We start from the raw sequence: 23102 nt of genomic DNA, 5'->3' as shown, positions 1-23102 counted from the left end.
CCCTATTCGCCACAGAGGGTTTGCTCAATGGACTGCCCCACTCCTTCGGTCAAGGCTCCGGTTAGCCGAGATCAGCTCATTTGCGCACCCCGTGAGGGAGGCCAGGAGGGCTGCCGGCCCGTGTCCATAGCGTCCTGAAGCCGCTTGGTGAACACAGCATGTGCCTGCCGATACTCACTAACTCTATCCGCCTTGTAAAATGGCGCATTGTAGCCGTCTGGAGCTGGGCTTCGCTTGGAATCATCCAAATGCGCTACCAATTGTTGGTGATGCCCCTTCTCCTGGCCATGGCCAAAGGCATACGGGTCAGCCGCGATCTTCCGCCCGGCGGCGTCAAACCACATTTGCTCTTCGCGCTCGGTCAGGATTGGGTACCGTGAACGCAGGATCGCGATCAACTCGTCAATCCCAATGCCCAGCCAAACCGCGACTAACGCATCGATTTCGACCAGGGCAGCACGACGCTCTCGTTCCGTTCGAAGCGGCGTCCCCGGCTCCCACACCTCTCTTACATCCCCCAGAGACTTCAACCCTTCCCAATTGACGGCCCACCCTTCACGTCGGAAGTCCGTATGGAATAGCTCTCTCCACAGGCCGTCATACGCGCTCGTTAGACAGTTGAGCCGGAGCGTTCGCAACAACAAACTCTTAGCGAGCGGATTGTCGGCCGGCGGCGGGGCAGGCATCGTACGCACCTCGCTCGGTTGCAAATCGGCTCGGCCGGTGATTCGGAGCAGATAGTCGAACGGCAACGACGCGAATGCGCCGGCAGCTAATGCCGTTTCCATGTTGGTGCGCAGGGCCATACTATGTACAGCGTGAACGTGCGAAGGCCCTGGTGGTATCAGGCTGGCAAACAGCGAGCGCTCGATGTCGAATGCAATCATCCGGCGCCAAGCGAGACGATAGTACGCGGTGTAGCTACGGCCATTCCATGCATCCTGACCACCTCCCGCGTGAGCTCCTGCACCGGAGATGACATAGTTAGTTCGGGGTATAAAGTCGGACCTCAGTTCGGTCAAGTCGGCCGGGTCCCAGTCGCTCCTTGCCCGGCAAGGAACTCGTGGCACCTTTGCGAACGGCGTAGCAACACCGAAATGCGGTCCCTGCAAGACGAGATCATCAAGTCGGACGGGAACCGTCTGTCGCCACCGGATCAACCCGTCCTTCTTTGCGTTTGCCTCGTCGAATCCTCGGCTGATGTGGGGAGCAGACTCCGATATCCGGCGACCGGACGACGATAGCGCACTGATGGCCCGCTCTTCTTCGACTGTAACCGGCTGAAGTAGTGCGGTTTGCGTTACGGGATCCGTACCCTGGCTGCCGCGCAGCCGCTGCCATACTGCGAGGGTCGTCTCGTCCACTTCAATCACACGTGACCGGTGCGGTCGGTTATCCCACGCCCCCTGGTGCCGTTGTCCGGGCACCGGTCCGTCTCCAGAATGATCGAGCGACATTGGCAGCACTGACGCGGCGTAGAGTCGGCTTAGATGGCGGAATTTGATTGGCCCTGGCTCCCCATAAATGTGCAAGCCGAATTCGGTGCTGCGGGTAGCATCTGCGAAGGCCCAGTTAGCGGCGTTGACGAAGCCCGCATGCACCCTCAAGTGACGGTAGGCAGCCTGCCGAAGCGATCCTTCTTTGGTACCGCCAAAGTGCGTGTCGGGGTGAACCAAACCCGCCGTTCCGCCTTCGGCCAGGTGGGACCAGACGCGGCAAATCATCGCTCGATACAGGTTTGGCTGAGTGCCGGCGAGCAAGGGGTAGACGGCAACGTGACCAAGGGCGGTGACGACGCCGAGGTTCTCTGTCAACTCGGCAACGAAGTCCTGCCGGGCCGATGAGTATCGCTCGAAGAGGGCCGCCTTGCGGTCGCGCCAGACCTCGACTGGCGCCCGCTCAACCAGTCGAAACCACGGATCGTGCTCGGCTAGGACAGCGTCTTCTGACCAACGCGGCCGTACCCATGGGGGGTTGCCGACCTGGAGGTCGAAGCCGCCCCTGGCGAACGCCTGGGCAAACGTCAACTCCCAGTGGAAGAAGCCCTGCTGTTCCGCGATCCGCTCGGCAGTCAGCAGCCAAGGGAAGCGGTCAGCCAGCAGCCACGGCGAGTCGACCCCGATCACGCCGTCGAGCTTCTGCTCGAAGTCGCTCATCTCGGCCAGGCTGTCGAGCTTGCGGCCGTAGAAGCGTTCGGTGTTCTCGTCCACGTCGCTGCGCCCGACCAGCGCCTCCGCGAACGTCAGCCAGTCGTCCAGGTTGGTCAGCGGCACCTGCTTGCGGAGCTGTTCGGCAACGGTCATCCGGCGGCTACCGGTCGCCTTGGTCGGCAGGGTCATCTGCCGTGGCTCCACGTTGCCGAAGATGTCCGGCGTCTCGTAGACCACCTGCTCCTCGTACGCCGGAACGTCCTTGACGTGCGACACCTGGACGGGCGCGGCCGGGTACGCCGCCGGGTCCGAGCCGTCGAGCAGGCCGACCTTGTCGAGCGGCCAGAACCACAGCGCGCACCACACGTCCATCAGCGCCTTGAGCCGCCAGTACGGCGTGCCGGGCGCGGTCAGGTCGGCGAGGATCTTCTCCCGGGGCACCGCCCCGGTCACCGGCGGCAGGTCGTCGGCGCCCCAAACGGTGATGTCACGGCGGATCTCCCGCTCGGAGATGGCGAGCCGCTGCTGCACCAGCCCCCACAGGAACTCGACCCTCCGGGCCAGCGCCTGCAACCGTTTGACCTGCGAGTTCTTTCCCTTGGCGGACGGCACGCGCTTCATCGCCGTACGCCAGGCTTTGAGCTTGGCGGTCTCGGCCGGCGCCAGCTCGCGGGCCTCCTTCTCCCCCGCGACCGCACCCCAGCCGTCGGCGGGGAGCAGGAAGTGGTGGATGGCGCCCTCGTCGATCGGTCCGTCCCGGAACGGCTTCTCCGCCGGGGCGGTGGTGAGCCAGGACTTGTCGGCGAGCTGCTTCGGTTCGTAGGCCTTGCGTCCGCAGCCGATGAGCGAGTTGCCGCGTTGCAGGTGCAGACCGAACCAGGGCGCCTGGAGGCCGGCGTGCATGACGTTCAGCCAGAGTGAGACTTCGGCCAGCTCGACGGCGGTGCGGTTGAGGTCGACGCCGTAGCTGTTGTGCAGCGCGATGTACGCCTTCACCCGCTGGAGTTCGAGGTGGTACTGCTCCGGGTCCAGGTCGACCTTCAGCTCGCGGGCGCGGCGGCGCAGGTATTCGGCGGCGACCTGGTTGATCGCCTCGTTGAGGAACGCGCCGGAGCCGAGCGCCGGCTCGCAGATCGTCCAGTCCAGCAGCTCCCGCGCCGGCGTGACCGTGCCGTCCTGGTCGAGGCGGTACTTCAGGGCGAGCTGGACGGTGACCTCGGTCAGCGACTGCGGGGTGTAGTAGGAGGCGCTGGTCTGCCGGTCCCGGCCGGCGAGACGGTAGACGAATGCGCCGGGGGCGTAGCTGACCCGGCTCCGTACGCCCGTGTACGGGTCCTCCTTGTAGACGAAGACGTTGTCGTCGTACTCGTCGGCCTTGGAGGCGGGGATCATCCACGAGCCGTCCTTCGGGTCGCCGTTCTTGGCGACCTCGTAGAGCTGCTCGGTGGCGACGAAACCGGTGTAGGACATCAGGCCCTCGTACACGGCACCGAGCTGGTTGATGCCGAGCTGGGCGTACGAGATGAAGCCACCCCGGCGCCTCTTCGCGCCCTTGGTGAGCATCAGCCGACGCAGCACCTGGTAGAGGACCTTGTTACGTAGCCGCGTGTCGATGGTCGCCGCGTCCGGGTCGTCCTCGTCGTCGCTGTCCGGCGCAAGGAGTCGGCCGATGAGCTTGGTCTTCTCCGGCAGGAACAGGTCCGACTTCATCGGCTCGAAGCGCAGGCCCTCGCCCTCGCTGGCCTTGTCGTCGACCTCTGCACCGGCACGCGGCCGGTGGCCGTCGTTGACCATACGGAACAGCAGGTCGAGCGACTCGTACAGGTGGAAGCCGCCCTCGGCCGAGGGGGCGAGCTTGCGGGAGACGAGGTCGCCAATGCGGGCCAGGCTGTAGCCCTCGACGTACTCGCGGTCGTTGACCGGCAGGACGCCCAGTTCGGGCCGGGCTTCGGCGTAGAGCAGGAACAGGATCCGGTAGAGGTAGCGCAACGCCTCCCGCCCGAGTGCCCTGGCCAGTTCGTCGAGCTCCATCACGTCCTGCGGCTGGTAGCCGGCCTGCCGGATGCGGTCGAGCACCTCGTTGGCGATGAGTTCGACGGAGACCTTGAGACCTTCGCGGAGTTCACCGGAGACGCCGACAGCGTGCTGGCGGGAGCCGGCGACCAGGTCGGCGAGGGGTTCGGTGCCGCCCTCGGCGGGCGGGCGCAGCGAGTCGGCGCCGAACAGCGCGGCGACGACGTCGTACTCCCGGTCATCGTTGCGGGCGTAGGCGGTGTCCAGGCTGACGGCCAGGTAGCGGCCCTCACCCCAGGCGGTGCGGTCGGCGAGGGTCACCACGCCGCCGCTGAGGATCAGGACGTACCGGGGTTTCGGGTCGTCGGCGGCGAAGAGCCACGACGCGAGCTTCGCACCGGTGTCAATCGTCTCGGTGCCGCTCAGGGTGACCGGGGCGAGCAGGCGGCCGGCGTCGTCCGGGTCCTGCGCGGCCTCGGCGTCGACGGCCCAGCCGCAGTCGAGCGCGACGATGCCGTGCGCGGAGGTGAGTTCCGCGTGCGCGACAGTGATCTGATGCTCCTGGCCGGCGCGCTCGACGGTGATGGTCTGCGGCTGCGGCTCGAAGCCGAGCGCTTTCAGCAGCTCCTGATGCAGCTTGCGCAGCCGCTCGGGGTCGAAGAAGTCGTCGTCGGCCAGCTCCGTCTTCGCGTCGAAGTAGGGGCGGCGCAGGCCCCGCAGCCCGGTGCGCGGCGTCTGGTCGCCCGCCTTCTCCCGCTCGGCCCACTGCTTGAGCAGGCCACCCTTCAGGGTGGTGGGCAGGATCTCGGCGAGGTAGTGGGCGGAAAGGTACTCGCCGCGGTTGGTCAGCGCTTCGAAGCTCATGCGGCACTCTCCGGGGACGGGACGAGGACGGCGAGGACCCGCAGCAACGGATCACCAGCGGTTTCCAGACGGTCGAGCAGATCGTGCTGCTCGGCGACGGTGTTCCGCGCCCGCTCACGGCGCTTCGCACGGTGCGAGGCGGGCAGTTCGTCGAAGATGCTGGCCTGCTCGAAGGTCTGCAGCCGCCGCCGGTAGTGCTCCAACGGTTCGGCGTTCGCCGCGTCCCACTCGGCGCGTTCGGCCTCAAGGTGCCGGCGGGCTGCCGCGACGGCCTGCGGTAGGAGCTGGCGGAACGGGTCGAGCGCCAGTGCCTCTGCGCGGTTGACCATGGACGGGCCGACGTTGGCCTCGCGCAGCACCTCGTCCATCGGCCGGATCTCCGGCGCAGCGGGCAGGCCGGAGACGGCCATCCACTGCACCACTGTGGGCTGGCCGAGGCGGTTGGCGTAGACGCCCTGGATCAGGTAGGTCGGCGCGGTCACGTCGGCGGTGAGCACCGGGGCCTGCTGGCGGCCGAGCCGGATGAGCACCTTGTCGACGAGCCAGTCGACCATCGGGTGGACGTCGCTGAGGAAGGCGATCTCCGGCCACATCGGGGTCTTGCTCTGCCGGGCCTGGTCGAGCTTGCGCTGGGCGAGTGTGCGGTCGAAGGTGACCTTCAGCCGCAGGTCCTCGCCCTCACGGTGGGCGCGCAGGTAGGAGCGGGGCAGGTCGGTGAGCCGGTGCACCAGGTCGTCGGGGGCGAGGAACGTGAGCAACTCGTCCTCCCGGCGCAGGTCGATGTGGTCCTCGGGCCGGTCCTCGTAGATCTCCCGCAGCGCCGCGTCGACGAAGTCCTCGGTGGAGTCGAAGAGCTTCGGTACCCGGGCCACGGCAACGTCCGTCATGACGGGGGCGGTGCCGACGTCGCCGAAGAGGTCGGCCATCACGTCGATCTCGGCGTGGGCGGCCTCGTAGGACTCGTCGACGCTCTTGCCGGCCAGCAGGTCGCGGACCAGCCGGTCCTCCTCGGCCTTGGCGTCGTAGAGACCAGTTGCGGCTTCGACGCTGCCCAGGCTGCGATGGGCCACCGCTTCCCGGTCGAGCAGCTTCTCGGAGACCGTCCGGTCGTCCTTGGCGTCGTCCCGCTCCGAGGTGAGGATGAGCGCCCGGAACTGCGGCTGGTGCTTCTGCCCGTACCTGTCGATGCGGCCGTTGCGCTGCTCGATCCGGATCAGGCTCCACGGGATGTCGTAGTGGATCAGGTGGTGGCACTGCTGGTGCAGGTTGACGCCCTCGGAGGCGACATCGCCGGTGAACAGCAGCCGCACGTCGCTGCCGGCCAGTTCGAACTCCTGGAGGATGCGCTGTTCGTCCTGGTCGGCGACGCCGCCGTGCAGCACCCGCACCGCGTTCGGCTTGAGGCCGAGCATGCCCGGGACCGTCTCGGCCAGCCACTTGATGGTGGGAACGCGCTCGGAGAACACCACCGCCCTGGTGTCGCTGCCCCTGCCCACGCCGATCTTCTTCAACTCCTCCACGAGTTTTGCGAGTTTGCTGGAGTCTTGGTCAGTCATCGCCGAGGTCAGCTCCGCGAGCCGGTCCAGCGCCGCGCGCTCGGCGCCGGTGGCCTTCTTGCGCCGGTTGGTCACCGTCTCGTGCAGCGCCCGGTGCGAGGAGAGGAAAGACTTCAACAACGTGTACGGGAAGAGCCGGTGCTGCCCGGTGACCGCCTCGTCGCTCCACTTGCCGGCCAGCCACACGTCGGTCAGCTCGTCGAAGATCTGCTCCTCGATCGGGCCTGCCGTGCAGTACACCGCCCGGGACGGGCCCCGGTCGGCCCAGCGGTCGCCGATCTGGTCCCGCACCTCCGGGCTGATCTTGGTACGACGGAGGTAGAGGTGGGCGATGTCCTTCGCCTCGTACTGCTTCTCGTTCGCGATCGCGGCCGGGTCGAGCAGCGAGATGAGCTGCGCGAACGACTCCTTGTCACCGTTGTGCGGAGTGGCGCTGGCGAGCAGCAGGGCATCTGTCTTCGCGGCGAGCCGCCGGGCCAGCTCGTTGCGCTTGGTGCCCTTGTTGATGAGGTTGTGCGACTCGTCGATGACTACGACGTCCCAGGTGGTGGCGTCGAGGTGGTGGCCGAACTGGCCGGCGTCCTTGAGGGTGTCGACGGAGATGATGGCGCGCTTGAAGTAGGTGAACGGATTCCGCCCGGCCGGGATCTCCTGCTGGATGCGCTGGATTCCGGTCGAGTCGAGCCGCACCAGGGGAATCGCGAAGCGGGTCCACAACTCGCGCTGGAACTGTTCCAGCACCTGCTGCGGTGACACCACCAGGATCCGGTCACCTCGGCCCCGGCGGATCAACTCGGCGAGGATCAGCCCGATCTCCAGGGTCTTGCCGAGGCCGACCACGTCGGCGAGCAGGATGCGCGGTCGCAGGCCCGAAAGCGCCAGCTCGACCGGGCGCTGCTGGTAGGTGAGCGGATCGAGCAGGAACCGGTCGGCGAGGGCGAGGCCGCGTTCGGTGCGCGGCAGTGGCGTACGTCGCAGCACGGCCTCCAGGAACAGCCGGCTCTGCCGGAACCGCGACGAGGTGTCCACGACGAGTTCCGTCTGCTCGGGATCCAGCGGTGTGATGTCCTCGAGGCCGGTGAAGAATGTCGCCTCGACGTCCTGGACGAATTCCGACACTCCGACCGCCTTGATCATGGTGCCGTCGGCGGTGCCGGTCTTGACGCCTCGGACGAGCCACTCCTCGTCCCGGACGACGATGCGGGAGCCCGGGGCGAAGGTGGCGTCCTGGGAGGTGGTCATCGGTGGAGCCTTCCTACAGGGTCGAGCGTCGGGCGTACTGGCGGCGGATCTTCTCGACCAGCCATGTGACGTCGGGGCCGGAATCCTTCTGGCGCTCCGGGTCGACCACGGTGGGCTTCGGGTCCGGCACCGGCACTGTGTCGTCCTCGGGCTCGGCCGAGGTGTCCTCCGGGTCCCGCTGGGGATCCTGCAGATCCACTGGGACGAGCAGTTCGGTGTCCCCGTCATAGGTCAGGCCGGCGACCTCCTGGCGCAGGCCGGACGCCGTCTTGCCGCTGCTCGCTGTGGCGACGGCGAGCAAGCGGGCGCCAGCGTCGTCCAACCCGGGCCGGGCGTCCGGGTCGTGGGCCAGCATCGCGCCGAGCAACGGCGTCAGCTCCGCGGGCACGCCCGACAGGTCGGGCAGGTCGCTGGGTTCGGTGATGCGCAGCAGCAGGTTCCACGAGTTGGTCGGCGGGTAGAGGCCGTGGCCGGTCAGGGCGAACACCAGCGTCGCCGCCAGCCCGTAGACGTCCACCGCCGCGGTCAGCTCCCGCTCACCGCGTACCTGCTCCGGCGACATGTAGGCGGGCGTGCCGACCAGGGCGCCCGGCTCGGTCAGATAGTCGCTGCGATCGATCAGGATCGCCAGCCCGAAGTCGATGAGCTTCGGACCGTCGGGACCGAGGATGATGTTCTGCGGCTTGAGATCGCGGTGGAGCAGGCCGGCCTGATGCACCTTGCCCAACCCGTCGGCGAGCATCGCCCCCACCATGGCGGCAAGCGGCAACGGAAGAGGTCCGCGGGCGTCGACGTGCTGCCGCAGCGTCGCGCCGGGCACGTACTCCACCGCCAGCCACGCCGGGTCGCCGTAGGGGTCGGCGTTCTCCAGGCGGGCGATCCGCGTGCCGAACACCAGCTTGAGACTGTCGACCTCGGCGGCGAATCGGTCCCGGATCGTCGGCTCCTCGATCAGGTGCTTCCGGATCACCTTGAGCGCGACACGGTCGGCGGTCGGGGACACGGCGAAGAACACCTCACCCATCCCGCCCGAGCCCAGCGGCTTGACCAACTCGAAGCCGCCGATGGTGCCCAGCGTCATCCCGCCCCCTCACGATGACACCCAACCGAACTGCCACCCGTCGGGTCGGAGCCCGGCGGACGCACGACCGTACAACGTTGTTCGATCAAGGAGCTAGTGCCCCTTCGGCGATTTCCGCTGGTACGGACGTCGTGCCGCCGGTACGAGCCCGCCCTGAGCCAGTCCGTCCGCAGTCAACTGGGCCAGTTCCGCGCCCAGTGAGGCGGCCTGTCGGATTGCCGACTCGAACGCGTGCAGCCGCCGGAACGCCTCCCCGTAAGCCTCTTGTTCCTCCCGCGACACCCGCCGCACCTGCGCCCGCCGCACGTCGAAGCGCAGCGACCCCGACAAGCTCGACGCCTGCCGCTCGTTCGTCGACGTACGAAGTTGGCCCGCAAGGAACCATGAATCCAACGCGGCGGGATTGGGCCGCAACAGATACAGGTTGCGCCCCAACAGCGCGCCCTCCGTTGACACCACCAGCGCGGTGAGCTGCCGCGCGATCATCGGCACCACCACGTCCCCGGCGGCCAGGGCGATCTCCTGCCCGAGCCGCCCGTCGTCGCGGCCCGAGGGTTCGCCGCCGCCGAGCACGTCCGGCACGGTCAGCACTGGCCTCCCGTCACCGGCCGGCCCACCGTCTTCGCCGGAGGCAGCGCCTCGGATTGGCCCCAGAAGCTGCAACGCGCTGGCCCGGACCAGCTCGCCGACCGTGAGAAACTCCCCCTGCCCCTCGTCGACTGCGGGCGTGACCTCCGGCATCAGCGTGGGCAGGTCGGCGACGACGGCGGCGAGGCGCTCCCGTGTGCGTACCAGATGTTCGCCTGTCGCCTCGCCCGCGACGGCGGGCTGGCGACGCGCGGGGGTGAGGTCGATCTCCTCGTCGAGCAGTTCGATGACCGGGACGGCCCGGGCGTAGCCGGGCTCGTCGATCTCGCCGTCGTTGGCGAAGAACCGCCAGGTGTCGAGGATCCGAGTGTGGTCGCCGGTGGCGGCGTCGATGAGCAGCGTCCGCGCCGGTGGGGGCGCGTCGGCCGGTGGGCGGCGCAGCACCCACAGGTGCAGGGGTACGCCGTGCGGCGCGGCTGCCCCCGGTGGCAGCGCGATGACAGCGCGCAGCGCGCCGCGGCGCAGCAGTTCGGCGCGGATGCGGCGGCCGGGGCGACGGCCGGCCACGGCGGGCGGCATGAGGAGTACGGCGTGGCCGCCGGGCCGCAGGTGGGCCAGCGCGTGCTGGACCCAGGCCAGCTCCGGTTCGGTACGTGGGGTCGTGCCGACGATCCAGCGGGGGTCGTGGCCGAGTTCCTCGTCGCCCCAGTTGCTGGCGCCGAAGGGTGGGTGGCAGACGACCGCGTCGAACGTGCGTCCGGAGTAGTCGTCGGCGCGCAGCGAGTCGCCGGTGCTCACCTCGCCCGATACGTCGCGCAGCGCCAGCCACAGCCCGGCCAGCCGGGCGAGGTCGGGATCGAGTTCCTGTCCGTACGCGGAGGTGCAGCCGGCGCGGACGGCGGCCCGCAGGGTGGCGCCGGTGCCGGCAGCGGGGTCGAGGACGGAGCCGCCGGCTACGGCGGCGAGCCCGGCCATCAGGTCGGCGATGTCGTCGGGGGTGGCGTGCGGGCGGGCCGGGCCGGGGGCGGAGAAGCACTGCCAGAGCGCGTCGAAAGCGCCTTGTGGGCCGAGTTCGTCGGCGAGCGCATCGATGTCCGGTGCCAGCGCCTTCAGCTGCGGGTCTGCGGGACGGGCAGGGCGTTGGCCGCGTTGCCGGGTGAGAAGCCGGGCGCCGACGGCGGCGAGCCCGGCGGCCGGTGAGGTGCCGGCTGCGGCGAGGTGTCGCCAGAGCCGGTCGGCGGTGGTGAGTGCCGGGAGTTTGCCCTGGGCGTGCAGCCAGCGCTCGACCTGGGCGAGGTCGAACTCGGGACTGGTGGCGCTGCCGCCGACTGGCTCGGGGAAGTCCCCGTGTCGTTTGCGCCAGTTGCTGACGGCGGCCCGGCCGACACCGGCGAGCCGGGCGATCTCCGCTGCGGTGATTGTCGGTGTCTCCTGCACGTTCGGAGTGTGTCACACCTGTCAAGCATCGTGCTTGTTGACAGCGTTCACAGATGATGCTCTTATTGACGCCGCCACGTTCACAGCAGGAGGAAAACGATGCGCAAGACCACCACGCTCGCCCTGATCGCCGGCGCCCTCGTCGCCCTGGGCTGCGGTGCCGGCACCACCGACGACACCACCGGCAGCAAGGCGGAGACCGGCACCGAGGCGACCGCCGGCGACACCGACGGCGGCAAGGCCGACACGGGCAAGAGCGACGACAAGCCGAAGAACGCGAAGATCGGCCAGCCGGCCCGTGACGGCAAGTTCGAGTTCACCGTCAAGTCCGCCAAGTGCGGCGTCAGCAAGGTCGGCTCGTCGGCGTTCGGTGCCAAGGCGCAGGGCCAGTTCTGCCTGGTCACGCTCTACGTGAAGAACATCGGCAAGGAATCGCAGATGTTCGACGGCAGCAGCCAGAAGGCGTACGCCGCCAACGGCACCGAGTACTCCGCCGACGGCTCGGCCGCCATCTACGCCAACAAGAACGCCGAGACGTTCCTCAACGACATCAACCCCGGCAACCAGGTCACCGGCGTGGTCGTCTTCGACATCCCGAAGAACGTCAAGCTCGCCAAGCTCGAGCTGCACGACTCGCCGTTCTCCGGCGGCGTCACCGTCTCCCTGAGCTGAGCTGGCCTGCGCCGGCCGGGGCGGGATCCGCGAACCCCGCCCCGGCGCTATCCCACCGCACCACCGCCAGCCCGATTCTCTACGCGAGGAGATCGACATGCGCAGTGCGAACAACCCGGACGACGGCCGCGACCGCCAGTCGCCGCCCGGCACCTACCCGACGACTGTCTACCGGCTCACCGTTCCGGCCACCGACGACGGCCTATGCGCCGCGCTCAACCTGGGCTACCTGCGGCGGCACGGCTTCGAGCCCACCCCGCACCGGGTCCTCGACGCACCGGCGCTGCTGGTGCACGGCAGCGCGCCCCGCGACCGGGCCGAGTGGTGCGGCGTCCTGTCCGGCCTGGTCGGGGCGGACGTGACCATCGGCTACAGCAGCGGCGGCGGCGCCCTGCTGCTGGCGGTGGACGACCGGGCATACGCCCTGACCTTCGGCACCCTGGGCCGGTTCATGATCGAGCCGGAGAAGGTGGACCCGACGTTCGGCGTCTCCTTCGCCGTGCGGACGCTTCAGCCCGCTGACATCCGCCAGGTTCGCCGCCGGGTGGTGGGTGCCAGCGGCCGGGTGGACCGCAGCATGGTTCCGGGTGGCCAGCCCATCTGGAGGTACGGCATCGACAAGTGGGGAGAGATCGTCGGCCAGGTGTGCGGCCGCGTCAACAACCCGAACCTGACCGCGTGCCAGGGTGCGCGCGCTGCGGTGAGGGTCGAAGGCAGCGACGCGCTGCGCATCCCTCTCGGCGTCTCCCCCGAGCGGCTGCTCGCCGATCTGCGGGAGATCGACCGGGTGTGCCGGCAGGAGTCGCCGCTCGCCGACCTGGAGTTCATCGAGCAGATCCGGCCTCTGCGCTCCAACGACCCCCGGCAAGCGGCGCTGACCGAGGTTCTCGACCGGCGGCTGGGCCTGCCCGACCCTCCGGATCTCGGCGTGGCGGTGCCGGGCAGCCTGGTGGCCGACGTCGAGCACGTCGGTTCGTACCGGGTTCGCGTGCCCCGGTCCGGGCGACGCCCGATCCTGACCACGGACCTGGACCTGTCGACCGTCCTGTCGCACACCGTCCACGCCCTCGACGGTGACCGGTGGACCGGGCTGCGCAATGGCACGCTGACGCTCTACGCCGACGCCGCCGGTACCGAGGAGATGGCATCGACGCCGGTGTCCCGGTGGATCACCGCCGAGGTCGCCGTCGGCGGCAGCCACATGCTGCTGCACGAGGGGCAGTGGTACGAGATCGGCGACCGCCACCGCGAGTTCCTGCGCCAGGAGGTGACCCGCATCCTGAACCGGCCGGCCAGCGTCGTGTTGCCGCCGTGGACAGAGGAGCTGGCGAACGAGGACTGCTACAACCGCGAGGCCGCCGAGAAGCACCCGGGCCTGGTGCTGCTGGACAAGAAGCTCCTCCGCACCCGGCAGCATCCCCGGGGGATCGAGGCGTGCGACCTGCTCGGGCCGAACGGTGAGCTGATCCACGTCAAGCGGGCATCGGGCAGCTCGCCGCTCAGTCACCTCTTCGCGCAGGGCGTCACGTCGTTCGACGCGTTGCGCTACGACAACCAGGCGCGTAACCGGTTCCGCGACCTGGTGCGCGCGCAGCCGGGCGGGCCGGACCTGCCCGAGGACTTCCGCCCGCGCACGATGGTCTATGCCATCGCCCTGAGTGCCGGCCGCACCGTCACCGTGGACTCGCTGTTCACGTTCGCGCAGGTAGCGCTCTACCAGGCGGTGAAGACGCTGCGCACGGAGGGCGTCGACGTCGAGGTCGTTGCCATCCCACCCGCCTGACCGGCACCGCTTCCGGATCCGACCGCCCGGCGCTCCGCGCACCCGCCGGGCCGGTCACCCCTGCCTGCCGCCGCGCCATCGACCACCCAGGAGGAACGATGCGACCCGACGAGTTCCGCCACGCCCTGAGCCTGCTCCCCGCTGCCCTGCACGAGCGCGCGCTTCCGCTTCGCCGGTGCGTCGTCCACATCGCCTGCCCGCCGTGCCGGCGCGTCGGCGACGCGGTCACGCTCGCGCTCGCCGCGGCTCACTACGGCCGGCTCGCCTCGGCCGGGCAACTCCTCGACAACGCCGTCCGGCTCGCCGAGGAACATGGCACCATCCGTCCCCCGCAACCCGATCCGTCACCCGGCCACGGCCTGCCCGTCCGGTGGACGGCGAGGCCCACGCCAGTCGTCGCCGCGACCGGCACCAGGCGGGGGCGCCGCACGGGTGGCAGCGGGTACGCGACCGGACGGTGGACCCGCCAGGTCACCAGTCGCGGGCCCAGTCCGGCGGCGGTACGACGGCGAGCTGCGGCTCCCCGCTGATCGGTTCGAGCGCGTGCACCATCCGCAGGTCCCCGTCGGCGGCGGCGTCGGAGTCGGTCAGCACCCGGCCGCTGCTGCCGTCGGTGCTGACCAGCAGCCACCGGTCGGGGTGGATGCCGCCGTCGTCGACGAGCGCCCGTACGCCGAACTCGCGGGCGAGGGTGACCGCGAGTTCACGCTCGCCGTGGTCGGTGGCGGCGGCCAGTTCGGTATCGCCGGTGAGGATCCAGCCGAATCCCTCGTCCGCGTCGGGCGGCGTCAGCATCGCCACCGGGCGCGGATCGTCCACGGCGCGGTCCTCGACCCGACCGACGTACACGCTCTCCGGCGCGACGCCGTACTCCGTCAGCAGGAACCGGCGGAGGGCGTCCGCCGGCAGCTCGGCCTCGAAGTGGATCCGATATCGCACCCCTGCCCCTCTCCGAAGCCGAGCCCGATCCGTCACAGTGTCTTGCCTCGGCGGCCCGCCGGGGAGTTGGCTGTCGAGTATGGCCCGCATTGCGTACCACGACGCTGACGCCGAGGCGTTCGCCGAGACCCGGCACCTCACCGACGACGGTCTCACGGCCTGGCGGGCCGCCGTCGCCCGGCATCTCACCCCGCGCTCCGGGATGCGACTGCTCGACCTGGGTGCCGGGACGGGTAGCTGGGCACGCGCGTTCATCGACTGGTTTCCCGGCGTCGAGGTGGTCGCCGTCGAGCCGTCGGCGGCGATGCGCGCCCGCTGTGTGTTCGCGCCGCTCGTCGCAGGCGACGCCGGGCACCTCCCTCTGGCCGGCGGCAGTGTCGACGGCGCCTGGCTGTCCACGGTCATCCACCACGTGCCCGACCTGGCCGCGACGGCACGCGAGCTGCGCCGGGTGCTGCGTCCCGGCGCCCCGGTGCTCATCCGGTCCGCGTTCGCCGGTAGGCACGAGGCGATCACGCTGTTCGACTACTTCCCGGAGGCGGTCCGCGTGCTGGACACGTACCCGAGCATCGCCGACGTCGGGGCCGCCTTCGCCGCCGCCGGCTTCGCCACCGCGGCGGTCGAGGCGGTCCCGCAGGTCACCGCACCCTCGCTGCGGGAGGCGGCGGCCGGCCTGCGCCGGGAGGCGCACACGCCGCTTCAGCTCATCACCGATGCGGAGTACGCCGCCGGCATCCAGCGGCTACGCGAGGCAGCAAGGACGGTCGACGGTCCGGTCGTCGACGCCCTCGATCTGCTCGTGCTGCGCTGAAACACGCGGTTAGGGTGGAGCGATGGATCATCGTCAGTGGACGGTCGTCGGCGCGCCGTCGAGCGCCGGCGCGCACACCCCGGGTGTCGAGCGCGCCCCGGCCGCCCTGCGCGCCGCCGGCCTGCTCGACCTGCTGCGCGACGGGGCGGACGCCGAGGACTGCGGTGACGTGCCGGGCTTCCGGTGGCGGCCCGATCCGGCGTACCCGAGGGGGCAGAACGCGGGCGCGGTGGCCGCCGTCGCGTCGGCGGTGGCCGACCGGGTCGCGGGCGCGCTGGGCCGGGGCCGCGTGCCGCTGGTGCTCGGCGGCGACTGCACCGTGACTGTCGGCCTGGTCGCCGGGTGCGCGCGGGCCGGGCTGTCGCCCGCGCTGGTGTACGTGGACGGCGGCCCGGATCTCTACACGCCGGAGACCCGCGCGAACGGCAACCTGGATGCGATGGGGCTGGCCCACATGCTGGGCCTGCCGGGGACACTGCCCGAGGTGGCGGGCGTCGGGCCGGTGGCACCGCTGCTGTCCCCGCAGCGGGTGGTGGTGTACGGGGACTCGCTGCCCCGGGGTGACCACGAGCGGGATCTGGTGGCGGAACTGGGGCTGGCGTACGTGCCCGCCGACGAGGTGCACGCCGACGCGCGGGCGGCGGCGCGCCGGGCCCGGGCGGTGGCCGAGGGCGCGGCCGAGACGTTCGTGGTGCACTTCGACGTGGACGTGCTGCGTTTCGTGGACGCGCCGCTGGCGGACGTGCCGGAGCCGTCCGGGCTGAGCCTGGGCGAGGCGGCGGCGACGCTGGCGGAGCTGGTGGCGAGCCCGAAGTTCGCCGGGTTGTCGGTCACCGAGATCAACCCGCACCATCTGCCGGACGACGAGCTGCTCCCCCGGTTCGCCGGCGTGCTGGCCGGGGCGCTGACCGGGCGTTAGGCGGTCTCCGCGAGGTGCAGCGGCAGCACCTTCGCCGCGCTCACCGCCAGGTCGCGGTCGAGCACCTCGTCGCGGGGCACGAAGACCATCGCCTGTCCCTCGCCGAGCACCACGTCCTCCTGGCGCGCGTCGGTGGTGCCACGGAAGACGTACACGGTGACCGTGTGGGCAAAGCCGTCCTCGTGCGGGCGGGGACCGCTCCACAGCAGGTGCAGCTCCCCGGCGGTCAGCCCGGTCTCCTCCAGTAGCTCGCGCCGGGCGGCCTGCTCCGGTGTCTCGCCGGGTTCGATGCCGCCACCGGGCAGGCTCCACTGGTACGGAGACACCGGCGCGTTGCCGTCGCGGTGCTGCATGAGGATCGCGCCGGTCCGGTCGACGAGCAGGACGAGGGCGACGTCGTATGCGGCCACTCCCCGAGCCTGCCACGCGGCACCGGCGACACGCAGCCCCCCACTTTCTGCAGCATCGACCGAAAGTTCGATTCAGAGCACCAAAAGCCATAGACATATCGACATAGCTTTTGTAGCGTCAGCGCACAGGCGACGAAGGAGTGCGACCATGTGCTACGGACATGACGGACACGCCGCGCTGCAACAGTCACTTGACCGGCGTGGCCTGCTGCGCGGCTCCCTGGCGGCGCTCGCCGGGATCGGGCTCGCCACCGGGCTCGGCGCGACGGCCGCCCAGGCCGGCGGACACCACCACGGCCGGCGCCCGGTGCCGAAGGAGTTGATCAGCCTCCAGCTCTGGACGGTCCGCGACGCGCTCAACGGCTCCCCCGGCTACGACGCGACGCTGGCGCACCTGGCCCGCATCGGCTACCCCCGGGTCGAGCTGGCGCTCGGCTACTTCGGCCGTACCGCCCGGGAGTTGCGCCGCTTCCTGGACGGCATCGGCATCAAGGCCAGCTCCAGCCACGACGGCATCGCCGCCGACGCCGCCGCGCTGGACCAGAAGATCGCGAACGCCCGTACGCTGGGCCAGCGGTTCATGGTGGTGCCGTACCTGAACTCCGACCGCGAGGACGACTGGAAGCGCTGGGCGGAGCAGATGAACGTCGAGGCCGCCGCGGCGCGCAAGGCGGGCCTGCGGTACGGCTACCACAACCACGCGCACGAGTTCACCATCGACTTCGGCAACGGCCGGCGGCCGTGGGACGTGCTGACCGAGGAACTCGACCCGCGACTGGTGCACCTGGAGATCGACATCTACTGGGCGGTCACCGGCGGCATCACCTCCGGCGAGGGCGTCGCCGACCCGGAGGGCTTCACGCTCGACGTGATCCGCTCGGCGCCGCAGCGGGTCCTGCAGTACCACGTCAAGGACCGCGACCCGGCCACCGGCGACATGGCCGACCTGGGCACCGGGATGATCGACTTCGCCCGGATCTTCCGTGGGCACCAGGTGCTGGAGTACATCGTGGAGAACGACACGCCGGACGTGACGCCGCAACGGACCGCTGAGGTCGGCTACCGCTACCTGCGCCGCCTGCGGTTCTGACCCCCGGCGGGGCACGGACGGCCGCCGGGCGTGACACGCTCGGGGGTGGCCGCGCCGACCGAGGGGGTACGCGATGACCGACGAGCCGGACGACGTCCACTACGACCGCCTCTACCGGGACACCGAACGGCCGCCGTGGGAGATCGGCGGTCCGCAGCCGGCGCTCGCCGCGGTCCTCGACACCGGGGTACGCGGGCCGCGCGTGCTCGACGTCGGCTGCGGCACCGGGGAGTTGGCGCTCGCGCTGGCCCGCCGCGGCCTCGACGTGACAGGCGTCGACATCTCGCCGGTGGCGATCGGCCAGGCCCGGTCCAAGGCCGCCGCGGCGGGACTGCCGGCGCGTTTCGAGGTGTGCGACGCCACGGCGATCCCGGTGCCGCCGGTGCCGTACGACTCGGTGTTCGACTCCGGGCTGCTGCACTCGCTGGACCGGCGGGGCGCCGCCGTACGCGACTACCTGGCGCTGCTGCCGCGCCTGACCGCGCCCGGCGGGGCGGTGTTCGTGCTGGCGGTGTCGCCGGAGGCGGGCCAGGGCTGGGGTCTGGACGCCGACGCCCTGCGCGCGGCGTTCCCGGAGCCACTGTGGTCACCTGTCACGGTGGAGCGGATCGACGTGCTGGCCCGGGTCGAGGGCGCGGACCTGCGGCTGGCCGGCAATCTGCTGCGCGCCACCCGCTCCCCCGTCGGTCCGTAGCGGGACCGGTCCGGCGGGCGGAGTCAGCGGTGCCAGTGCTGACGTGGGGCGTAGCCCTCGCGGCGCAGCCAGTGTTCGGTGTAGACGATCCGGTCGGCCTCGATCACGACGAGCGGGTCCTCGGGCGGCTCGGCCAGTGACCGGCCGCGCTCGGCGTGTTCGCTCTCCCAGCGGAACGCGGCCCAGTGGTGGGCCCGGTCCGGATGCTCCGGGCCGAGCACCCGGGCGGTGCCGAACACCTGCGCGCCGCGGCTGCTGGCCAGGCCGACCAGCGGCGCGAAGACGCCTACCGACACGCGCGGGTCGGCGGCGATGTTGCGCATCTTCGGCGAGCGCGGCGCGGCGGTGAACATCAGCGTGAAGCCCAGCGGGTAGTAGCGCACCGGCGTGGCCAGCGGGCCGTCCGGCCCGACTGTGGCGAGCACGCACATGTTCTGCGACGACAGCAGGTTGAGGATGCGTTCGGCGAGGCGGTCCCGGTCCAGCTTCCTCGTCGGCGCCGGCCCGGTCAGCCAGGGGTTCGTCAGCGGCACGGGGCGTCCTCGATCATGACGGCACCCTACCGGCCGGGTTCAGGCGCGGGCCGGCGCGGTGCTGGCCCGCAGCACCACCTCTGCGGGCAGGCGGGTGATCCGCCGGCGGCGGCCCGGGTTCTCGGTGAGCGCCAGCTCCATCGCCTTCTCGCCGAGCTGGCGCAGCGGCAGCGCCACTGTGGTCAGCGGTGGGGTGAGGTCGCGGACGATCGGGATGTCGTCGAAGCCGGCCACCGAGATGTCGCCGGGCACGGACAGCCCGTGGTCGCGCAGCGCCGCGTACGCGCCGACGGCCATCACGTCGGTGAGCGCGAACACGCAGGTGGCGTCGAGGCCACGGCCGAGCAGCTCGGTCATCGCCTGGTAGCCGCCGTCACGGGTGAACTCCGCCTCGGCCACCGCCGCCGGGGACAGCGTCACGCCGGCGGCGGCCAGCTCGTCGCGGAACCCGCCGAACCGGTCGGCGACGGTGGTGAGCTCGGACGGGCCGGAGAGCACGGCGAAGCGGCGGTGCCCGAGGCCGAGCAGCGCGCGGGCCAGCGCGGCGGCCCCGGCCCGGTTCTCCGGCAGGACGCTGTCGACCTTCAGGTTGCGGTGCCGGCTGACCACGGCGACCCGGCCGCCGCCGTCGAGGTAGGGCGTCAGCTCGGCGGCCAGCGCGCGATCCCAGCGCGGGTCCTCGAAGCCGGAGCCGATGAGCAGGATGGCCGGGGCGCGTTCGGCGCGCAGCATCGACACGTACGCGATCTCGCGTTCCGGGTCGCGGAACGTGCTGGCGAGCATGACCAGCAGGTCGTTGTCGGCGGCGACCCGCATGACGCCGCCGGCGACGGCGGCGAAGTAGGGGTCGGTGACGTCGTGGCAGATCACGCCGACGCTGCGGTGCGACGCGCCGGCCAGCGCGCGGGCGTGGGCGTTCGGGGTGTACGCGAGCCGCGCGGCGGCGGCCAGGACGCGGTCGTGCAGGTGCGGGGTGACCCGCCGCCCGTTGAGCGCCCGGGAGGCGGTGGCCAGTGAGACGTCGGCCGCTCTGGCCACGTCTTCCAGCGTCACGTGCGGCATCGATGAGTCTCCCTGCGGAACGTCTTGACCCGGTGTTCCGGCGTGGCTACGGTAGCACCCTGAAAGCGCTTACTGAAAGCGCATTCACCGCTGGGAGGGGCACAGTGGAGCGCACACCCGTCGGGATCATCCTCAACGGCGTCACCGGGCGGATGGGCTACCGGCAGCACCTCGTCCGGTCCCTGCTGGCCATCCGCGACCAGGGCGGCGTGCCCGCGCGCGACGGCAGCCGGATCTGGCCCGAGCTGACGCTCGTGGGCCGCGACGCGGGCCGCCTGGCCGAGATCGCCGAGCGGCACGGGCTGTCGGCGTACACGACCGACCTGGACGCGGCGCTCGCCGACGACGCCCACCAGATCTACTTCGACGCCCAGGTGACCGCCGCGCGGGAGAAGGCGATCCGGGCGGCGATCGAGGCCGGTAAGCACGTCTACACCGAGAAGCCGCTCGCCGAGGACTTCCTCGCCTCGCTGGAGCTGGCCCGGCTCGCCGCCGCGAAGGGCGTCCGCAACGGTGTCGTACAGGACAAGCTGTTCCTGCCCGGCCTGCGCAAGCTCAAGCGGCTGGTCGACGGCGGTTTCTTCGGCCGGATCCTGTCGGTGCGCGGCGAGTTCGGCTACTGGGTGTTCGAAGGCGACTGGCAGGCCGCGCAACGTCCGAGCTGGAACTACCGCGCCGAGGACGGCGGCGGCATCACGCTGGACATGTTCCCGCACTGGCACTACGTGCTGGAGCAGATCATCGCCCCGGTCACCGCCGTCACCGCCGTCACCGCCACGCACATCCCCGAGCGCGTCGACGAGAACGGCGGCCACTACCGCGCCACCGCCGACGACGCCGCGTACGGCATCTTCGAACTGGCCGGCGGCATCGTCGCGCAGATCAACTCCTCCTGGGCGGTGCGCGTGCACCGGGACGAGCTGGTCGAGTTCCAGGTCGACGGCACGCACGGCAGCGCTGTCGCCGGGCTGCGCGACTGCCGTATCCAGCACCGGGGCACCACCCCGATGCCGGTGTGGAACCCGGACCTGCCGGTCACCGAGCCGTTCCGCGCGCAGTGGCAGACAGTGCCGGACAACGGCGAGCACGACAACGCGTTCAAGGTGCAGTGGGAGGCGTTCCTGCGGCACGTCGTCGACGACGAGCCGTTCCCGTGGGACTTCCTGGCCGGCGCGCGCGGCGTGCAACTGGCCGAGGCCGGGCTGCGCTCGGCCCGCGAGGGGCGGCGGGTGCAGATCGAGGAGATCCCGCGGTGAGCACGCGCATCACGCTGCCGGCGCCGGACGGCGGCACCGAGCGGCTCACGCTGCGGGAACCGGCCGCCTGGCAGCGGCCGTCCGCGCAGCCGGCCAGCCGGATCGCGTACGCGGCCGCGCACGTCGTCGCCGACCCGTACGCCGACAACTCCCCCGGCCGCCCGGCGGGCCTGGACTGGGACGCGACGCTCGCGGTGCGGCGCGACCTGTGGTCCTGGGGGCTCGGTGTGGCCGAGGCGATGGACACCGCGCAGCGCGGGATGGGGCTGGACTGGACGGCCACCCGCGAGCTGATCCGGCGCAGCGCCGCCGAGGCCGCCTCCTGCGGCGGGCGGATCGTCGCTGGGGTGGGCACCGACCAGCTCACCGGCGTCCCGCGCACGCTCGACGAGGTCGTCGCCGCGTACGCCGAGCAGCTCGCGGTCGTGCAGGGGTACGGCGCCACGCCGGTGCTGATGGCCAGCCGGCACCTCGCCGCGCTCGCCACCGGCCCGGAGGACTACCTGCGCGTCTACGAGCGGGTGCTGCGGGAGGCCGGCGCGCCGGTGGTGCTGCACTGGCTCGGCGACATGTTCGACCCGGCGCTGTCCGGCTACTGGGGCTCGACCGACCTGGACGAGGCCGCCGCCACGTTCGCCGCGCTGGTGCACGCCCACGCCGACCTGGTCGACGGCGTGAAGGTGTCGCTGCTCGACGCCGGGCGGGAGGTGCGGCTGCGGGAACTGCTGCCGCCGACGGTGAAGGTATACACCGGCGACGACTACCACTACCCGGAGCTGATCGAGGGCGACGGGAAGCTGTTCAGCCACGCGCTGCTCGGCGCGTTCGCGGCGATCGCTCCGGCCGCGTCGGCCGCGCTGGCCCGGCTCGACGCGGACGACAGGGCCGGGTTCCGGGCGATCCTCGACCCGACGGTGCCGCTGTCCCGGCACCTGTTCGCCCCGCCGACGCCGTACTACAAGACCGGCATCGCGTTCCTGTCCTGGCTCAACGGCCGGCAGCCCGGCTTCACCATGGTCGGCGGCCTGCACGGCGGGCGCGGCGTCCCGCACCTGGTCGAGGCGTTCCGGCTGGCCGACGCCGCCGGGCTGCTGCTCGACCCCGAGCTGGCGGCACAGCGGATGCGCGCGTACCTGGACGTGGCGGGCGTGCCCGGATGAGCGCCGATCCCCGGCTGGCCCGGCTGTCGCTCAACCAGCGCACCACGCACCGCTGGTCGGTGGCGCAGGCGGTCGACGGCTGTGTCCGCGCCGGCATCCCGGCGATCGGGCTGTGGCGCGAGCCGGTGGCCGAGATCGGCGTACCGGCCGCGGCGCGGCTCGTCACCGACGCCGGGCTGCGGGTGTCGTCGCTGTGCCGGGGCGGGTTCCTCACCGCCGCCGACGACGCCGGACGGGCCGCGGCCCTGGCGGACAACCGGCGCGCGATCGACGAGGCCGCCGCGCTGCGCGCCGCCTGCCTGGTGCTCGTCGTCGGCGGGCTGCCGCCCGGCTCCCGTGACCTCGCGGGCGCCCGGCAGCGGGTCGCCGACGCGCTGGCCGAGCTGGCCCCGTACGCGGCTGCGCGCGGGGTACGCCTCGCGCTGGAGCCACTGCACCCGATGTACTGCGCCGACCGGGCCGTGCTGTCCACGCTCGGGCAGGCCCTCGATGTGGCCGAGGCGTTCCCGGCCGAGCAGGTCGGCGTCGTGGTGGACACGTTCCACGTCTGGTGGGATCCGGACGTGTGGCGGCAGATCGCCCGCGCCGGGACGCGGATCGCGAGCTTCCAGATCTGCGACTTCCTCACCCCGCTCCCGGCCGACGTGCTGCTGGGGCGCGGCATGATGGGCGACGGGCACATCGACTTCCCGCCGCTGCGCCGTGCGGTGGAGGCCGCCGGATACTCGGGCGACGTCGAGGTGGAGATCTTCAACGCCGAGGTGTGGGCCACCGACCCGGACCAGGTGCTCGCCACCATGACCGCCCGGTACGTGGATCTCGTGCTCACCGACTGACTCAGT

18 protein-coding genes are annotated in these 23102 nt (G+C 71.1%); 10 read left to right on the top strand and 8 right to left on the bottom strand.

Annotated features, from left to right (window positions below; translation table 11 throughout):
• Positions 1-71: 71 nt before the first annotated feature.
• The 4 genes from J3R08_RS15840 to J3R08_RS15825 all read right to left on the bottom strand — a co-directional run bounded on the left by J3R08_RS15840 (position 72) and on the right by J3R08_RS15825 (position 10931).
• The gene (locus J3R08_RS15840; protein WP_209961784.1) at positions 72-5027 is read right to left on the bottom strand and encodes a class I SAM-dependent DNA methyltransferase; all 4956 of its coding nucleotides are present in this window, start codon (positions 5025-5027) and stop codon (positions 72-74) included.
• A complete protein-coding gene (locus J3R08_RS15835) occupies positions 5024-7825 on the bottom strand; it encodes a helicase-related protein (protein WP_209961781.1) in 2802 nt (933 codons plus the stop codon). Before J3R08_RS15835 ends, J3R08_RS15840 begins: the two co-directional genes overlap by 4 nt.
• A gap of 13 nt (positions 7826-7838) precedes the next feature.
• Positions 7839-8906, bottom strand: coding sequence for a serine/threonine-protein kinase (locus J3R08_RS15830; RefSeq protein WP_209961779.1), 1068 nt, complete (start codon positions 8904-8906; stop codon positions 7839-7841).
• Positions 8907-8999: 93 nt separating this feature from the next.
• Positions 9000-10931, bottom strand: a complete 1932-nt coding sequence (locus J3R08_RS15825) for an N-6 DNA methylase (protein ID WP_209961777.1) — start codon at positions 10929-10931, stop codon at positions 9000-9002.
• Between the two features lie 99 nt (positions 10932-11030).
• Here J3R08_RS15825 and J3R08_RS15820 point away from each other — a divergent pair, with 99 nt between their 5' ends.
• The 3 genes from J3R08_RS15820 to J3R08_RS15810 all read left to right on the top strand — a co-directional run bounded on the left by J3R08_RS15820 (position 11031) and on the right by J3R08_RS15810 (position 13916).
• Entirely contained in the window at positions 11031-11603 is a 573-nt protein-coding gene (locus J3R08_RS15820) for a DUF4352 domain-containing protein (RefSeq protein ID WP_209961775.1), read from the top strand.
• A 97-nt stretch (positions 11604-11700) separates the two neighbouring features.
• Complete coding sequence (locus tag J3R08_RS15815) at positions 11701-13386, top strand: DUF6119 family protein (protein WP_209961773.1); 1686 nt, start codon at positions 11701-11703, stop codon at positions 13384-13386.
• A gap of 98 nt (positions 13387-13484) precedes the next feature.
• The gene (locus tag J3R08_RS15810) at positions 13485-13916 is read left to right on the top strand and encodes a hypothetical protein (protein ID WP_209961771.1); all 432 of its coding nucleotides are present in this window, start codon (positions 13485-13487) and stop codon (positions 13914-13916) included.
• On the opposite strand, the gene J3R08_RS15805 is transcribed toward J3R08_RS15810, so the two are convergent.
• On the bottom strand, positions 13858-14325 hold the full coding sequence (locus J3R08_RS15805; RefSeq protein ID WP_280841775.1) for a hypothetical protein: 468 nt from the start codon (positions 14323-14325) through the stop codon (positions 13858-13860). The two genes, J3R08_RS15810 and J3R08_RS15805, sit on opposite strands and share 59 nt — an antisense overlap.
• A 79-nt stretch (positions 14326-14404) precedes the next feature.
• Between J3R08_RS15805 and J3R08_RS15800 the strand changes: the two genes are divergently transcribed.
• Together J3R08_RS15800 and J3R08_RS15795 are read left to right on the top strand one after the other, a co-directional pair.
• The gene (locus J3R08_RS15800; RefSeq protein ID WP_209961770.1) at positions 14405-15136 is read left to right on the top strand and encodes a class I SAM-dependent methyltransferase; all 732 of its coding nucleotides are present in this window, start codon (positions 14405-14407) and stop codon (positions 15134-15136) included.
• Between the two features lie 22 nt (positions 15137-15158).
• Positions 15159-16055 (top strand): arginase family protein, encoded by an 897-nt coding sequence (locus J3R08_RS15795; protein ID WP_209961768.1) that lies wholly within the window; start codon positions 15159-15161, stop codon positions 16053-16055.
• Here J3R08_RS15795 and J3R08_RS15790 read toward each other — a convergent pair.
• A complete protein-coding gene (locus J3R08_RS15790) occupies positions 16052-16465 on the bottom strand; it encodes an NUDIX domain-containing protein (RefSeq protein WP_209961767.1) in 414 nt (137 codons plus the stop codon). The two genes, J3R08_RS15795 and J3R08_RS15790, sit on opposite strands and share 4 nt — an antisense overlap.
• A 148-nt stretch (positions 16466-16613) precedes the next feature.
• On the opposite strand from J3R08_RS15790, the gene J3R08_RS15785 reads away from it, so the two are divergent.
• Complete coding sequence (locus J3R08_RS15785; RefSeq protein ID WP_209961765.1) at positions 16614-17555, top strand: sugar phosphate isomerase/epimerase; 942 nt, start codon at positions 16614-16616, stop codon at positions 17553-17555.
• A 73-nt stretch (positions 17556-17628) separates the two neighbouring features.
• Positions 17629-18249, top strand: a complete 621-nt coding sequence (locus tag J3R08_RS15780; protein ID WP_209961763.1) for a class I SAM-dependent methyltransferase — start codon at positions 17629-17631, stop codon at positions 18247-18249.
• A 23-nt stretch (positions 18250-18272) separates the two neighbouring features.
• Here the strand turns inward: J3R08_RS15780 and J3R08_RS15775 are convergent, their stop codons facing one another.
• Positions 18273-18782, bottom strand: a complete 510-nt coding sequence (locus J3R08_RS15775) for a pyridoxamine 5'-phosphate oxidase family protein (protein WP_209961761.1) — start codon at positions 18780-18782, stop codon at positions 18273-18275.
• A 39-nt stretch (positions 18783-18821) separates the two neighbouring features.
• Entirely contained in the window at positions 18822-19844 is a 1023-nt protein-coding gene (locus J3R08_RS15770) for a LacI family DNA-binding transcriptional regulator (protein WP_064446046.1), read from the bottom strand.
• Between the two features lie 104 nt (positions 19845-19948).
• Between J3R08_RS15770 and J3R08_RS15765 the strand changes: the two genes are divergently transcribed.
• Genes J3R08_RS15765 through J3R08_RS15755 form a run of 3 tightly spaced genes read left to right on the top strand, consistent with a single transcriptional unit; the run spans position 19949 to position 23096 of the window.
• Positions 19949-21100 (top strand): Gfo/Idh/MocA family protein, encoded by a 1152-nt coding sequence (locus tag J3R08_RS15765; RefSeq protein WP_043324235.1) that lies wholly within the window; start codon positions 19949-19951, stop codon positions 21098-21100.
• The gene (locus J3R08_RS15760; RefSeq protein WP_209961759.1) at positions 21097-22260 is read left to right on the top strand and encodes a dihydrodipicolinate synthase family protein; all 1164 of its coding nucleotides are present in this window, start codon (positions 21097-21099) and stop codon (positions 22258-22260) included. Before J3R08_RS15765 ends, J3R08_RS15760 begins: the two co-directional genes overlap by 4 nt.
• Positions 22257-23096 (top strand): sugar phosphate isomerase/epimerase, encoded by an 840-nt coding sequence (locus J3R08_RS15755; protein ID WP_209961757.1) that lies wholly within the window; start codon positions 22257-22259, stop codon positions 23094-23096. The genes J3R08_RS15760 and J3R08_RS15755 overlap by 4 nt, the downstream gene beginning before the upstream one ends.
• Positions 23097-23102: the final 6 nt, after the last annotated feature.

Source organism: Micromonospora sp. HB375 (assembly GCF_017872985.1).
Lineage (GTDB): Bacteria > Actinomycetota > Actinomycetes > Mycobacteriales > Micromonosporaceae > Micromonospora > Micromonospora chalcea.
This window is presented reverse-complemented; position numbering and strand designations above follow the sequence as displayed.